This is a genomic window from Streptomyces sp. NPDC093261 (assembly GCF_044753645.1).
Classification (GTDB): domain Bacteria; phylum Actinomycetota; class Actinomycetes; order Streptomycetales; family Streptomycetaceae; genus Streptomyces.
Genome location: NZ_JBIVNO010000003.1, coordinates 393,476 through 406,419 on the forward strand (window position 1 = coordinate 393,476; position 12,944 = coordinate 406,419).

The following is a 12,944-nucleotide window of genomic DNA, read 5'->3' on the forward strand; positions in this document are numbered from 1 at the left end:
GCCCCAAAGTTCCATACGTCGTACGGAACTGCCCTTCCAGTAGTACCATACGTTGTATGGAACGTCGAGCGGTCGTGTCAGCGCTGGATACGCCCGCTTGTCACTCGTGATGATGGTGATGCGGAGCCGGAGCACAGACGTGGCACCGAAAGCCCGATCTCCGCCCTGCGAACCGGGTCGCGCGGCCAAGACCCGCGCGCTGCCCGAAGCGGCCGCCACCGGACACCGAGGCGCGTCACAGGGTCGACGGACATCACTTCTTGGCGAATGCGAAGAATGTTCGGCTGCGATACAGGCGGCCCCCTCCGCGGCTCGCGGGAGGGCGCACAGCCTGACGGGGGGAGGCGGACATCTCTGTATCCAAGGACGGCCCGGCGTTCCGGGCGGTGGCGGTTCGGGCGTAAGCGAAGACCCCGCCTGCTCGCATCAATCGCGGGCAGGCGGGGCCCTGGGCGCAGAGCGGCCGCCGACAACGCTCGGGACGGATCAGGACCTGCCGTCCGCCAGAAATACGAGATGGCAGGCGATCAGAGCGTGCACACCACCACGGAGACGGACCGGGGCAGCGCGTCGCGCCGGCCCACGTGCACGACCACGACACCTGCACCTGCACCCGGCACCTGCACCGGCACCCGGCACCCGGCATCCGCACCGACATCCGCACCCGCACCCGCACCCGCACCCGCACCCGCACCCGCAAGCAGCGCATCTACGGACCGGTGCGGCCGGCCGTGACGCAGGGGCCGACTCGACCCGGCCCCTGCGTCCCGGCGTGTCATACGTGGCGTGTTGACCGCGTGCGCCGCCCCGCTGGGCCTGTGGATCCTTGGGTGACGGTCATGCGTGGCGTGTTGAGCGCGTGCGCCGCTCCGCGCCCAACCGGGCGAAATAGGGGACCAGTTCGGGGGCGTCGACCGCTGCGGGGTTGAGGACCTGCTCGGCAGGGGCGCCCTGGAGCAGGCGCTTGACGGGGACCTCGAGTTTCTTGCCGGTCTTCGTATGCGGGATGGCCGGCACGGCGAGGATCTCGTCGGGGACGTGGCGGGGCGAGGCGCCGACGCGGATGGCGTCGCGGATCCGGTCACGCAGGGCATCGTCCAGACCGGCCCCGTCGGCGAGGACGACGAAGAGCGGCATCCAGTAGCCGCCGTCGGGTTCCTCCGCGCCGATGACGAGGGCCTCGGTGATCTCGGGGAGGCGTTCGACGATGTCGTGGATGTCGGCGCTGCCCAGGCGCACGCCGTTGCGGTTGAGGGTGGCGTCGGAGCGGCCGTGGACGATCACCGAGCCGTGGGAGGTGAGGGTGATCCAGTCGCCGTGCCGCCACACGCCGGGGTAGGCGGCGAAGTAGGCGTCGCGGTAGCGGCTGCCGTCGGGGTCGTTCCAGAAGTACAGCGGCATGGACGGCATGGGCCGGGTGACGACCAGCTCGCCGACCTGGTCGACGACCGGCCGTCCCGCGCCGTCGTAGGCGGCCAGCGCCACGCCGAGGTTGGGGGCGGACAGCTCCCCCGCCCACACCGGCGTCGTGGGGGCGCTGCCGGCGAAGCCGGAGACGACGTCCGTGCCGCCGCTGGTGGAGGCCAGTTGGATACCTGCGGCCACGTGGTCGCGGACCCATGGGTAGGCGGAGGCGGGCAGAGCGGAGCCGGTGGAGCCGATGACGCGGATGGCCGACAGGTCATGCACGGTGGGTTCGACGCCGAGCTTGGCCATGGCCAGCAGGTACTGGGGGCTGGTGCCGAAGACGGTGACCTTGTGGCGGGCCGCCAGCTCCCACAGGATGTCCGGGCGCGCACGCGGCGCGGGGCTGCCGTCGTAGGTGCAGGTGGTGGCACCGGTCAGCAGGGTGGAGACGACCAGGTTCCACATCATCCAGTGGGTGGTGGTGTACCACAGCAGGCGGTCCCCGGCGCCCAGGTCGCAGTGCAGGCCCAGGATCTTGAGATGCTCCAGCAGGACGCCGCCGTGCCCGTGGACGATGCCTTTGGGCACGCCGGTGGTGCCGGAGGAGAAGACGATCCACAGCGGGTGGCCGAAGGGCACCGGGGTGACGGTGAGGTACTCGGTACGGGTGGCCGCGTCCTCCCAGGGAATCCTCAGTCCCGCGTGCCGGGTCTCGGGCCACGCGAGGCCGAGGTGATCCACGAGCACCGTGGCCTTCAACGTGGGCAGGGCGTCGGCCAGTTCGAGCGAGGCGGCGCGGCGGTCGTGGGTGGTGCCGTTGAAGAGGTAGCCGTCCGCGGTGATGAGGACCGTGGGTTCGAGCTGGGCGAAGCGGTCGGCGGCGGCCTTGGGCGCGTAGTCCTGGCCGCACACCGACCACACCGCGCCCAGGCTGGCGGTGGCGAGGAAGGCGATGACGGCGTGGGGGGTGTTGGGCAGGTAGCCCACCACCCGGTCGCCCTGTCCGACGCCCAGGTCGCGCAGGGAGGCCGCGACGGAGGCGACCTGGGCGCGCAGTTGCCGGCCCGTGATCTCGTAGCCGGCTCCGGTCTCGTCCAGCGCGGTGATCGCGGGAGCGTCCGGGGGCACGTGACGCAGCGCGTGGTGGACGTAGTTGAGGGTGGCGCCGGGGAACCAGCGGGCGCCGGGCATGGTCTCCTCGGCCAGCACGCGCTCGTACTCGGTCGTCGCGTCGATGGCGAAGTATGCCCACACCGCCTCCCAGAACCCTTCCAGATCGGTGGCGGACCAGCGGTACAGAGCCTGGTAGTCGGTGGGGTCGTGGGCGCCTTCGACGCCGTGGTGCCGGGCGGCCCACCCGGCGAAGTCCGCCATGCGGCTGCGAGCGGCCACGTGGGGGTCGGGGGTGAAGAAGGGTTCCGGGTACGGCGCGGCGTGCGGGTCGGTCATGGTGGGTGCTCCTCGTCAGGGGCCGGGGCGGGCATCGGCGGTGCGGCGGGCCGTGTGCACCAGGGGAGCCCAGGCGGCGGTGTCCGTGAAGTCGCCCGTGCCGACGGGGACGGTGTCCATCACGACGCGGTCGGGGCGCAGCAGGACGGCCTCGGCCCGGCCGCTCGCCAGCCAGGCGGCCAGGCGGCCGTCGTCGCCGAGGTCGTCGACCTGGACCATGGGCGCGCCCAGTGCCGTGGCCACGGCCGTCATCGGCGGGGTGGGCGGCACAGCGGTCAGGACGGCGAACGAGTTTCCGAGGACGTCATCGAGGCGCACTCGCCTGCCGTCGCGCTGAACCCAGGGCTGCGGGCAGAAGGTGCCGGCCAGCACGCGGCCGGTCAGCCGGGGGCGGCACCGTACCAGTGGGCCGGCGGTCAGTGCGGGGCTCAGGTCACGGCTCACCGCCGCGGTCACGCCGGGGATGCGACAGGCCGCCCCCACGACGGCCCGGCGCAACGCCGCACCGCGGTCCTGTCCACCGGTCATGGCCCAGCCGACGGCGACCGCCACGCGGATCACATGGCGGGCGTGCGGCTTGCGCTCGAGTTCGTAGGTGTCCAGAAGCCGGTCGTGTGCACCCTGTCGAAGGACGCGGGCGAGTTTCCAGGTGAGGTTGCGGGCATCCCGCAACCCCGTGCACAGGCCCTGCCCGATGAAGGGCGGGGTGAGGTGGGCGGCGTCGCCCAGCAGGAAGACGCGCCCTCGGCGCCACCGGTCGGCGACGCGGGCCCGGAAGGTGTACTGCGCCTGCCGGATGACCTCGAAGTCGCCGCCCGGCGGGACATCCGGCGGCAGGTCCACCCAGGGGGCGACCAGCTCGCGCAGGCGCGCCCACCCGTCAGGGCCGTCCAGGGGCTCGTCGTGGGCCAGCCGGAACTCCCAGCGGTAGCGGTCCTCGCCGACGCGCATGAAGGTGGCCGGCCGGGTGGGGCAGCAGATCTGCTCGGCGCCTTCCCAGGTGCGCACCCGGCGGCTGGTGCGCACGTCGATGACCCGCCAGCTCTCCTCGAAGTGCAGGTCCTCCCATACGGCGCCGATGGCGTCGCGGGTGACGCTGCCCGCGCCGTCGCAGCCGAGGACGGCGTCGGCCCACACGTGCTCCTCCTCGCCACCGCCGTCGCGGCGGAAGGTCACCCGGACCGGACCCGTCGGACCGTCCGGTGCGCCGGTGTCCCGGGGGACGGACCGGGTGACGGACACGACCTCCACCCCGCCCCGCAGCTCGCACTCCGGTCGGCGCGCCAAGGCCTCGCGCAGCAGGCGTTCCAGCTCGGGCTGGTCGAACATGCTGGTCTGCGGGAAGCCGTGGTGTCCGTGCGGGGAGCGCGGGAACTCGGTGATCACGCGGTGGCGGGCGTCCAGCAGGCGCAGCCCGCGCGCCGGGCGGGCGATGGCGGCGAACTCCTCGTGGACGTCGACGCTCTGCAGGATCCGGCGGACCTCGTCGTCCACGACGACGGCGCGCGGCAGCGGGTAGATGTCACGGTGGCGTTCGAGGAGCAGACTGCGCACTCCGTGCCGGGCGAGCAGGAGGGCGGCGGTGACTCCGACGGGCCCCGCACCGACGATCACCACCGGTATCCGGAAGGCGGTCTTCATGGCGCGTCCGTCACGGCGGTCCGCTGCTCGCCCAGGTCGATCCGCCCGTCCGGGGTGGCGATCGTGGCGGTGATCAGATCGCCGTCGCGCAGGTAACGAGGGTTCTTGGCCTGGCCCTTGAAGAACGCCTTCCACTTCACCGCGGGCGGCAGCAGTGCACTGATCTTCTCGACCGGCTTGGGCGGGGCCTTGAGAGCCGTGCCGCCGGGCGTGCCGGTCAACAGCAGGTCGCCCGGGTCGAGCGTCTGGAAGCGCGCGAGCAGGGTGAGCGCCTGCGCGGGCCGTACGATCATGTCGGCGAGCGTGCGGTCCTGGCGCGTCACGCCGTTGACCGAGAGCCGCAGCCGCAGGTCGAGCAGATGGGCGAAGTCCTCGGGATCCAGCAGGGCCAGGTGGGGCCCCGCCGGCGTGAAGGTCGGGTAGGACTTGCTCTCGTAGAACTGGGTCTTGGTCAACTGGACGTCGCGGGCGCTGACGTCGTTGGTGAGGACCAGCCCGGCGACGTAACGCGGCAGGTCCCGCTCCTCCACGACGGTGCCCACCGGCAGGGGGGCGCCCATGACGAGGCCGAGTTCCACCTCGTAGTCGAGGAACTTCACATGCGCGGGGCGGACGATCTCCTCGTTCGGGCCGCTGATCGAGCCGGACGCCTTACGGAAGAAGGTGGGCGGGATCTCGCCACGGAAACCCGAATCGCGGGCGTGGCTGTGGTAGTTGACCATCTGGGCGACCACCCGGCAGGGGGTGGTGACCGGCGGCAGGGCAACCAGGTCGGCGACGGGCGTGCCGCTCTCGGCGGAGGCGGCGGCCTCGCGGACCGCGTCCCGGTCGGCGAGCAGCTCGGCGGTGGTGACGGCTTTGGTCTCGACACGGACGGCGCGCTCGCCGCGTACGACCCACCAGCCGTCCGCAGTGCGCAGAACATTGGTGCTCATGAGCTCATCGCTTTCATCAGGCCCAGCAGGCGTGCGGGGTCGAGTTCGTTGTCGCCGCGCAGGGCCGTCATGACCTCGCGGAGCTTGGCAGGGGACGGGTGGGTGCCCAGGAAGTCGCGGGTGACCGGAGGGCCCCACTGGGCCAGGCCGCTCGCCGACATGGGCGCCCAGCCGGGCTCGACGTCGCAGGAGAACAGGTCGCCGTCGGCGAAGTGCTCCAGCATGAAGCGGTCGGGGTCGCGCCAGTAGTCGAAGAGCTGGCTGCCCTGGATGTGCCGGCCGATCCCCCAGCTGCGCTGGTAGCCGCGTTCGGCCAGGTACTCCCCGCCGACGGCGATCGCGTCGAGGTCGGTGACCTGGTAGGCGGAGTGGACATAACCGGTTCCGGGCCCCAGGTGCAGGGCCAGTGTGTGGTGGTCCACGGCCGTGGGGCCCTGGTCGCAGCGGATGAACGCCATCGTCGGCCCGCGGCCGCGCTGCCCGTCCAGGAACAGGAAGTCGCTGACGATCATCCCAAGGGTGTCCAGGTACCAGTTCAGGGCACGCAGGAACACACGGGTCTCCAGCACCACGTGCCCGAGCCGCTGGATACGCGACGGCTCGCGAGGCGGTCGCTGGGCGGCGTTCGTGCGGCGGGGTTCGGTGCCGGTGTTGAGGATCAGCGGCCGCTGCTCGGACAGCGGGGGCAGCTCTTCGGCGCAGTGCACGACCCGGACGGGGAAGCCCGAGGGATCGAGCAGGGCGACCGACCGTCCGCCACCGGGTACGTCGATGTCCCGGACGGCACTCCCGGTGGCGCGGGCGAGCCGGTCGAGATCGGCCCGTTCGGCCGCGCGGAACGCCGGCCCGGTGAAGCGGGACGCCTGCCCCCTTCGGATGACCATGCAGGGTGAGCCGGCGAACGTGCCGCGCAGCCACAGTTCCCGCTCGGTGCGGGCGGCGATCGCGAATCCGAAGTCACGTGCGAACACCTCGGCCCGGTCCAGGTCCGGCTTCTCGAACTCCAGCCATGCCAGGTCAGCCACCTTGATGACGGGGTTGCGCGCGCGTCCGGGGTGCTCGCCACGCAGGGCACCCAGCTCGCTGTGGAGATCTTGGTGGGGCGTCTGGAGATCGTCCCTGTTAACGGGGGTGTGGGACATGGTGTCCTCCAAGCAACACTGCCGTAATGAGGAAATCATCAACTTTGCCGTTGCTCATCGTCAATAGAGTCAGCGCATTAAATTGAGGGAATCATCATTCATGCGGGGATCATCGCGCCGGTTGTTACACTCGCCGTATGCCGACGTCAGCCCCGCCCAAGAACCGCTTCGAGCGGCGCCGCGCCGAAACCCGTCAGGCGCTCATCCGTGCGGCCCGGCAGATCCTCGCGGAGACCGGGGACACCAGTGCCAGCATCCAGGCGATCGCCGAGCGCGCGGATGTGGGCTTCGGCTCCTTCTACAACCACTTCGCGTCGAAGACGGAGCTGTTCGACGCCGCGGTGACGGATGCCCTGGAGGAGTTCGGCCAGGTCATCGACGAGCGCGTCCAGGGGATCGAGGACCCCGCCGAGCTCGTCGCGGCGGGCTTCCGGCTCACCGCCCGGATGGCCGAAACGCACCCCGAGCTCATGCGGATCCTGCGAGATCGCGGTCTGGCCCACATTCACTCCGAACGCGGCCTGTCCCCACGAGCCCTCCGCGACCTGAAGCGCGGCATCACCTCGGGCCGCTTCACCTCCACCGACCCGACCACGGCCCTGTCCGCCATGGGCGGGACCCTGCTCTCCCTGGTGGCGCTCCGGCTGTCCCGCCCCGACCTCGACGGCGACCATGCCGCCTCCGACCTGGCCGAGATGGTCCTGCGCATGCTGGGCATCCCCGCGGACGAGGCCCGCGAGGTCACCCGGCGCCCCCTGCCCGACTGACCTGACGCGCGACAGCGCGGCCGACCTGGCCATGCACGGAGTTCACTCGGGAAAACAGGCTGCGGTGGTCTGCCTCGACAGAAGGGTCAGCATCCGCAGGCTTTCCTGCTCGGCGGCGGCGATGCAGACCGCCGGGTTCGGGCGGGCAGACCGCCGGGTTCGGGCGGGCTTCGCGGAGCCGAGGAGCGAAAAACCGTGGGCGCCGGTGCTCCCTCAAGCACCGGCGCCCACTCACCCCTGCCCGAGGTGGCTTTGATGTCCTGCTGAACAGGTGTCAGGGGACGAGGATGAGGCGGATCGGGTCGCCGATCTTGCTCTCCAGGCGGTGCAGCGCCACGGCCGCGTCGGCCAGCGGGAGGTGGTCGGTGATGGAGGGGGCCAGGTCGAGACGGCCGTGGGACGCCAGCTGCACCAGCTCGGAGACGGACTCGGAAGTGCCGCCATAGTGGCCGCGCACCTGCTTGCCCAGGTAGTTGAAGGTCAGGCCCTCGGTGATGGTGAGCGGCTTGGGCGTGATGCCCACCAGGATCAGGGAGCCGCCCAGGCCGAGCACGGAGGCGGCCTGCTCGCGGACGGCTGGTACGCCGGCGCAGTCGAAGGCGAAGTCCAGGCCGCGTCCGCCGGTGGCCGCGCGTACCTGGTCGGCGAAGTCGGGGGCGGCCGGGTCCAGGGCGACGTCCGCGCCGAAGGCGAGGGCGCGCTCGCGGGCGCTGGGCAGCGGGTCGACGGCGATGATCGGCGCGGCGCCGACCATGCGGGCGAGGCGCACGTTGTGCGCGCCCACTCCGCCCACGCCCCATACGCCCACGGACTGGGCGGGACGGACGCCCGCGGTGGCGACGACGGCGGCGTAGGGGGTCGAGACCGCGTCGGGGATGATCGCGGCCTGGTCGAAGGGCAGGCTGTCGGGGATGGGGATGAGGGTGTCCTCGCGGGCGAGGGTGTACTGGGCCCAACCGCCGTCGTAGTCGATGCCGGCGGTGAGCATCTGGACGCAGGGGCGGCGGCGCACGCAGCCGGCGCACCGGCCGCAGGTCTTGCCGGCCTCCAGGGTGACGCGGGTGCCGACGGTCAGGCCGCGCTTGAGGTCGGGGCCGAGCGTGTGGATCACACCGGATACCTCGTGGCCCACGGTGACCACGTCGGAGGTGGCGAACAGCGGGACGAGGGAGCCGTCGATCAGGTGGACGTCGGAGAGGCAGACGCCGGCGGCCTTGACCTCGATGAGGACCTCGCCCGGGCCGGGTACGGGGACCGGGGCCTCCTCCACGACGAACTTCTTGCTGTCCAGGTGGAAGCGTCCGGCGAGCATGGTGTCCATGAGTACCTGCTTTCTGTGAATGGCTCTCCCCGGCCGGTTGGGGCCGCCCGGGTGCCGTGGGGTGTCCGGCGGGCTTGGGGTGGGGGCCGGGAGGCATGCGGGGCGGCGGCACTGCCGCATGCCTCCCGGCGTCAGGGTTCAGGCGAAGACGTCCTGCTGGTAGCGCTGCTCGGCTTCGAGCTGGGCGAGCCACCGCTGGGCGTCCTCGTCGTCGCTGCCGGTCCGCTCGCGGTAGACCGCGGCGAGGGCCTCGCGCACGGCGGGCGCCATGCGACGGCCGTCGCCGCAGACGTAGATGTACGCGCCGTCTTCGATCGCCTGCCACACCGCCTCGGCGGAGTTGGCGATGGCGTTCTGCACGAACCGGGCCGGGTGACCGGTCACCGCGGAGTACGCGGTGTGGACCCGGGCGATCCCGGACTGCTCCCAGGCCCGCATCTCCTCCTTGTAGAAGTAGTCGTGCTCCGGGTGACGGCAGCCGACGAACACCTGCGACAGGCCTACCGTCGTGCCGTCGGCGTGCTGCCAGGCGCGCTCCTCCAGGAAGCCGCGCAGCGGCGCGATGCCGGTGCCGGGGCCGATGAGGATCAGCGGCGTGGCGGGGTCGGCCGGCGGGGCGAAGGTCGGGGAGGGCACGCGCACATAGCCGTAGAAGACGTCACCGGGCTCGAGGCCCGCGATGTAGGAGGAGCAGGTGCCGCGGTACTGGCCGTCACCGGACAGGGCGGGCCCCTCGAGGAGCCCGACGGTCAGGCGTACCTGGCGCGGGTTGGCCAGCGGGGCGGAGGAGATGGAGTAGAAGCGGGGACGGATCGGCCCCATCATCTCCAGGAAGACCGCCAGCGGCAGTTCGATGGCGGGGAAGCGCTCCAGCAGGCCCAGCACCGAGACCCGCTTGTCCAGGATCTCGCTCTGGTAGCGCTCTGCGGCCTCTGCGGTGTCGGCGGTGTAGGCCTGAAGCTGCGGCCGGGTCCACGGGCACTCGGTGTGCCCGGCCAGGGTCTGGATCTGGGAGCGGGTGGCCACGTCCTGCAGCTCCAGGAACTCGCTGAGCAGCAGGCCGGCGGTGACCGGCGTGCCGACCGGCAGGTGGGTCCAGCCGCCTGCGGGCTGGTCCAGGCGCAGCACCTGGTCACGCTCCACGCCCAGGCGGGTGAGCGCGCGATCCACGAGCTGCGGTTCGTTCTTGGCGAAGACGGCCAGATGGTTGCCGGTGTCGTAGGTGACACCCTCCGGCAGCTCGATGGTGATGGACTTCGCGGACGGGCGCGGCGGTTCGATCCGGAAGTCCCACAACCCGGTCGCGTCGGCCACGAGTTCCTCGTTGGCCACCACCGTGAGGGGGTAGGCCTGCTCGGAGACGATCGCGGGGCGCACGTCGGCCTCGGTCAGCAGCTGCACCTGGTAGCGCGGCGCGCCGTCGTCGGAGGTGTCGGCGGCGTACTCCTCGGCCAGGGTGGCCCACAGGGTGTCCATCCAGCGGGTGGCCATGCCGTCGAAGTCGCCTGCGGCGTCGGCTATGCCACGCTCGACGACGGGGGCCGCGCCGGCGGCCAGCAGACCTTCCTCGATCCGCTTGGGGAAGGCCTGGTAGGTGGCCACCCACTGGGTGTTGCCGGCGCCCAGCAGCGCGAACCGCACGTTGGACAGCGAGCCCTCGGGCAGTCCGGCGGCGAGCAGGTCGTCGAAGCGCTGGGCGTTGTCGGGGGCCTTGCCGTTGTAGCTGGCGGCGACGACCACCAGCAGGCCCTCGGTGGGCAGGTTGTCGCCCAGCTCGTCCAGGCTCATCAGGGTGGTGCCGAACCCGGAGCGCTCGCTGCGGTCGGCGATGGTGCGTGCCAGGTCCTCGCAGGAGCCCAGGCTGGAGCCGTAGGCGACGGTCAGGTTCACACCGACACCGCTGACCGCGGCCTGCCGCTGCGTGTCATCCGTCTGCACGTCGGCCACGCCGAAGACGTGACGCTCGTGCTCCTGGCGCCTGCGCACGACCAGCTCGAAGTCGCCGGGCTTGCGCGTCAGCGTCTCCCTGGCGTCCATCTTGTAGTCGCCGGTGTCGGAGAACTTGAACTTCTGCAGCACCAGAGCGAGGGCCAGACGGGCCTCGACGAGCGCGAACTGGCGGCCGATGCAGGCACGCACACCGTTGCCGAACGACTTGTAGGCGTGCGGGTGGTGCTGGACCCGGTTCTCCGGCAGCCAGCGGTCGATGTCGAACTCGTGCGGCCGCTCCCACGCCTTGGGGTGGGTATGCAGCGGGCCCATGAGGAGGTTGACCCGCGTTCCCTTCTTCAGCTCGTAGCGGCCACCGATGACGGTGTCCTCCAGCGGCGCCTTGCCGATCGACGGGATGGGGGCCCACAGCCGCAGGGTCTCCTCCAGGATCCGCGGGATCACATCCAGCTGCATGATCGTGTCGTAGTCCGGGACGGTGTCGCCGGGCAGCAGGCGGTCCACCTCTGCGTAGGCCTGCGCCAGCACATGCGGGTTGCGCATCAGCGAGTACGTGGCGAACGACAGCAGACCGCTGGTGGTCTCGTGGCCGGCGATCAGGAACGTCAGCACCTGGTCACGGACGTTGTCGACGTCCAGGGACTTGCCCGTCTCCGGGTCGGTGGCCTCCAGCATCAGGCCCAGCAGGTCCTCCTCACCGCTGGACTTCCCCTCGCGGCGCTCCTTGATCACACTCTCGACCAGGTCCTGCATCAACCGGATGTTCTCGCGGTACTTCTTGTCGTCCGCCTTGCGGAGCTTGGTCATCATCGGCAGCTCCTGCGAGCGCCGCAGCGACTCCACCAGCGCGCCCAGCAGCGCATTGAGGAAGGGGTGCAGCTCCTCCTTGTCGAAGGACCGGAACCGGTAGCCGAACCCGGACAGGGCGATCGTGTCCAGGGTGAGCCGGGTGTAGTCGTCGGTGATGTTGACCGGCCGGCCCTCCCGGCGCTCCCACTTGCCCGCCAGGTTCTGAGCGATCTCCAGCATCTGCCCGTAGTAGTTCTTCATGGCGCGCTGACTGAAGGCCGGCAGGAGGATCCGGTGCGCCATGCCCCATTCCTCCTCGTACTGGTGGGCCGTGAACAGGCCCGCGCCCGCGAAGTCCCGGACGTGGTACAGCGGCGTCTTGTCGATCTGCTTGAAGAACCGCGTCTCGTCACAGACCTCGGCCACCAGGTCCGGGTCGTAGACGAAGACCTGCTCGTGACCGGCGATGTCCATGCCGTAGATGCCTTCGGGGAACTGCTTGGACAGCTCGCCGAAGTAGGCGATCGGGTTGGTGTCGGGGATCTGCGGCGTGTGGCCGAGCAGGGGGATCCCGCGCGGGGACCGGATAGGGCGAAGGTCGTTCGCGGACTGCGTGGTCATGACTTGCTCCTTTGCGCGGAGAGGGGATGGGCAAGGGCGCCGGTCGATGCTGCGGTGCACGACAGAAACATACGCCGTATGGAAGTGATAACATACGTCGTATGGAAAGTCGAGCGCAACCTGACCCGAGCCCCACCCCGCCGTCGAGACCAATTTCATACGCAGTACGAAACTGATACCGTACCGAGTATGGAAAAGCCGAAGCGACCCCCGCGGGGCACCAGGAAGAGAGACGTGCCTCTGACCGAGGCCGGGATCTACGCCGCCGCCCTGCGGCTCATCGACGAGGACGGGGTCGAGGCGCTCACCATGCGCAAACTCGCGGCCGTGCTGGATGCGAACCCGATGTCGCTCTACCACCACGTGCCGAACAAGGAGGCCGTGCTGCGCGGCGTGGCGAGAATGGTCGGCACCCAGTTCCGCACCGTGACGCTGGAGAACGCTCCCTGGCAGGAGCGCATCCGCCTGCTCGCCACGGATTTCCGGACGCTGGCGCACCGCCACCCCAAGCTCATGGCCTACTCGTTCAGCCACCAGCCGGACTTCATCCAGCCCGAAGACCCGTTCCTGGCTACGCTCACCGCGATCCTGGACGCCGCAGGGGTGCCGCTCCCGCAGATCCCGGAGGTCTCCGCCGTCCTGTGCGCCGTCGTCACCGGTGTTCTCACCGCCGAGCTCAACGGGGCGCTCCACCAGTGGGCGAACCTCAAGCCGCCGACCGTCCGCACCACCGACGAGAACGGATACACGAATCCGGACCCCGATGAGGACCGCGTCTTCCGCCTGGTGCTGGACACGATCATCACGGGCCTGGAAAGCCGGCTCACCGCCGATCGTGACGGCCAGGGCGCCGGCCGTTGAGTCCCTGCTCCTACGGCGTTGCGGCCGCGTCCTGAGACAGACCCGCGGCCGGGCGGACTCA

Annotated in this window: 8 protein-coding genes; 2 read left to right on the forward strand and 6 right to left on the reverse strand. The window is 70.8% G+C overall.

Annotated elements, in window-relative coordinates:
* Nucleotides 1–837 precede the first annotated feature (837 nt).
* From ACIP94_RS10890 to ACIP94_RS10905, 4 genes are read right to left on the reverse strand one after another with little or no spacing between them, the layout of a single operon-like run.
* Nucleotides 838–2,856 carry an acetoacetate--CoA ligase gene (locus tag ACIP94_RS10890; protein ID WP_402422633.1) on the reverse strand — a complete coding sequence of 673 codons (2,019 nt, stop codon included), beginning with the start codon at nucleotides 2,854–2,856 and terminating at the stop codon, nucleotides 838–840.
* 15 nt (nucleotides 2,857–2,871) lie between these two features.
* Entirely contained in the window at nucleotides 2,872–4,497 is a 1,626-nt protein-coding gene (locus tag ACIP94_RS10895; RefSeq protein WP_402422636.1) for a bifunctional 3-(3-hydroxy-phenyl)propionate/3-hydroxycinnamic acid hydroxylase, read from the reverse strand.
* On the reverse strand, nucleotides 4,494–5,432 hold the full coding sequence (locus tag ACIP94_RS10900) for a fumarylacetoacetate hydrolase family protein (RefSeq protein ID WP_402422639.1): 939 nt from the start codon (nucleotides 5,430–5,432) through the stop codon (nucleotides 4,494–4,496). The genes ACIP94_RS10895 and ACIP94_RS10900 overlap by 4 nt, the downstream gene beginning before the upstream one ends.
* Nucleotides 5,429–6,574, reverse strand: a complete 1,146-nt coding sequence (locus ACIP94_RS10905; protein WP_402422642.1) for a VOC family protein — start codon at nucleotides 6,572–6,574, stop codon at nucleotides 5,429–5,431. The genes ACIP94_RS10900 and ACIP94_RS10905 overlap by 4 nt, the downstream gene beginning before the upstream one ends.
* Nucleotides 6,575–6,711: 137 nt before the next feature.
* Between ACIP94_RS10905 and ACIP94_RS10910 the strand changes: the two genes are divergently transcribed.
* Nucleotides 6,712–7,341 carry a TetR/AcrR family transcriptional regulator gene (locus ACIP94_RS10910; protein ID WP_402422645.1) on the forward strand — a complete coding sequence of 210 codons (630 nt, stop codon included), beginning with the start codon at nucleotides 6,712–6,714 and terminating at the stop codon, nucleotides 7,339–7,341.
* Nucleotides 7,342–7,615: 274 nt separating this feature from the next.
* Here the strand turns inward: ACIP94_RS10910 and ACIP94_RS10915 are convergent, their stop codons facing one another.
* Together ACIP94_RS10915 and ACIP94_RS10920 are read right to left on the reverse strand one after the other, a co-directional pair.
* The gene (locus ACIP94_RS10915) at nucleotides 7,616–8,662 is read right to left on the reverse strand and encodes a zinc-binding dehydrogenase (RefSeq protein WP_402422648.1); all 1,047 of its coding nucleotides are present in this window, start codon (nucleotides 8,660–8,662) and stop codon (nucleotides 7,616–7,618) included.
* 138 nt (nucleotides 8,663–8,800) lie between these two features.
* On the reverse strand, nucleotides 8,801–12,022 hold the full coding sequence (locus ACIP94_RS10920) for a cytochrome P450 (RefSeq protein ID WP_402422651.1): 3,222 nt from the start codon (nucleotides 12,020–12,022) through the stop codon (nucleotides 8,801–8,803).
* A 234-nt stretch (nucleotides 12,023–12,256) separates the two neighbouring features.
* Between ACIP94_RS10920 and ACIP94_RS10925 the strand changes: the two genes are divergently transcribed.
* Nucleotides 12,257–12,883, forward strand: coding sequence for a TetR/AcrR family transcriptional regulator (locus tag ACIP94_RS10925; RefSeq protein WP_402422654.1), 627 nt, complete (start codon nucleotides 12,257–12,259; stop codon nucleotides 12,881–12,883).
* Nucleotides 12,884–12,944: the final 61 nt, after the last annotated feature.

Excerpts from the sequence above, each read along its gene's own strand:
- ACIP94_RS10900 (WP_402422639.1), bottom strand. The coding sequence starts at position 5,432 with ATGAGCACCAATGTTCTGCGCACTGCGGACGGCTGGTGGGTCGTACGC.
- ACIP94_RS10915 (WP_402422648.1), bottom strand. The coding sequence starts at position 8,662 with ATGGACACCATGCTCGCCGGACGCTTCCACCTGGACAGCAAGAAGTTC.
- ACIP94_RS10905 (WP_402422642.1), bottom strand. The coding sequence starts at position 6,574 with ATGTCCCACACCCCCGTTAACAGGGACGATCTCCAGACGCCCCACCAA.
- ACIP94_RS10910 (WP_402422645.1), top strand. The coding sequence starts at position 6,712 with ATGCCGACGTCAGCCCCGCCCAAGAACCGCTTCGAGCGGCGCCGCGCC.
- ACIP94_RS10895 (WP_402422636.1), bottom strand. The coding sequence starts at position 4,497 with ATGAAGACCGCCTTCCGGATACCGGTGGTGATCGTCGGTGCGGGGCCC.
- ACIP94_RS10890 (WP_402422633.1), bottom strand. The coding sequence starts at position 2,856 with ATGACCGACCCGCACGCCGCGCCGTACCCGGAACCCTTCTTCACCCCC.
- ACIP94_RS10920 (WP_402422651.1), bottom strand. The coding sequence starts at position 12,022 with ATGACCACGCAGTCCGCGAACGACCTTCGCCCTATCCGGTCCCCGCGC.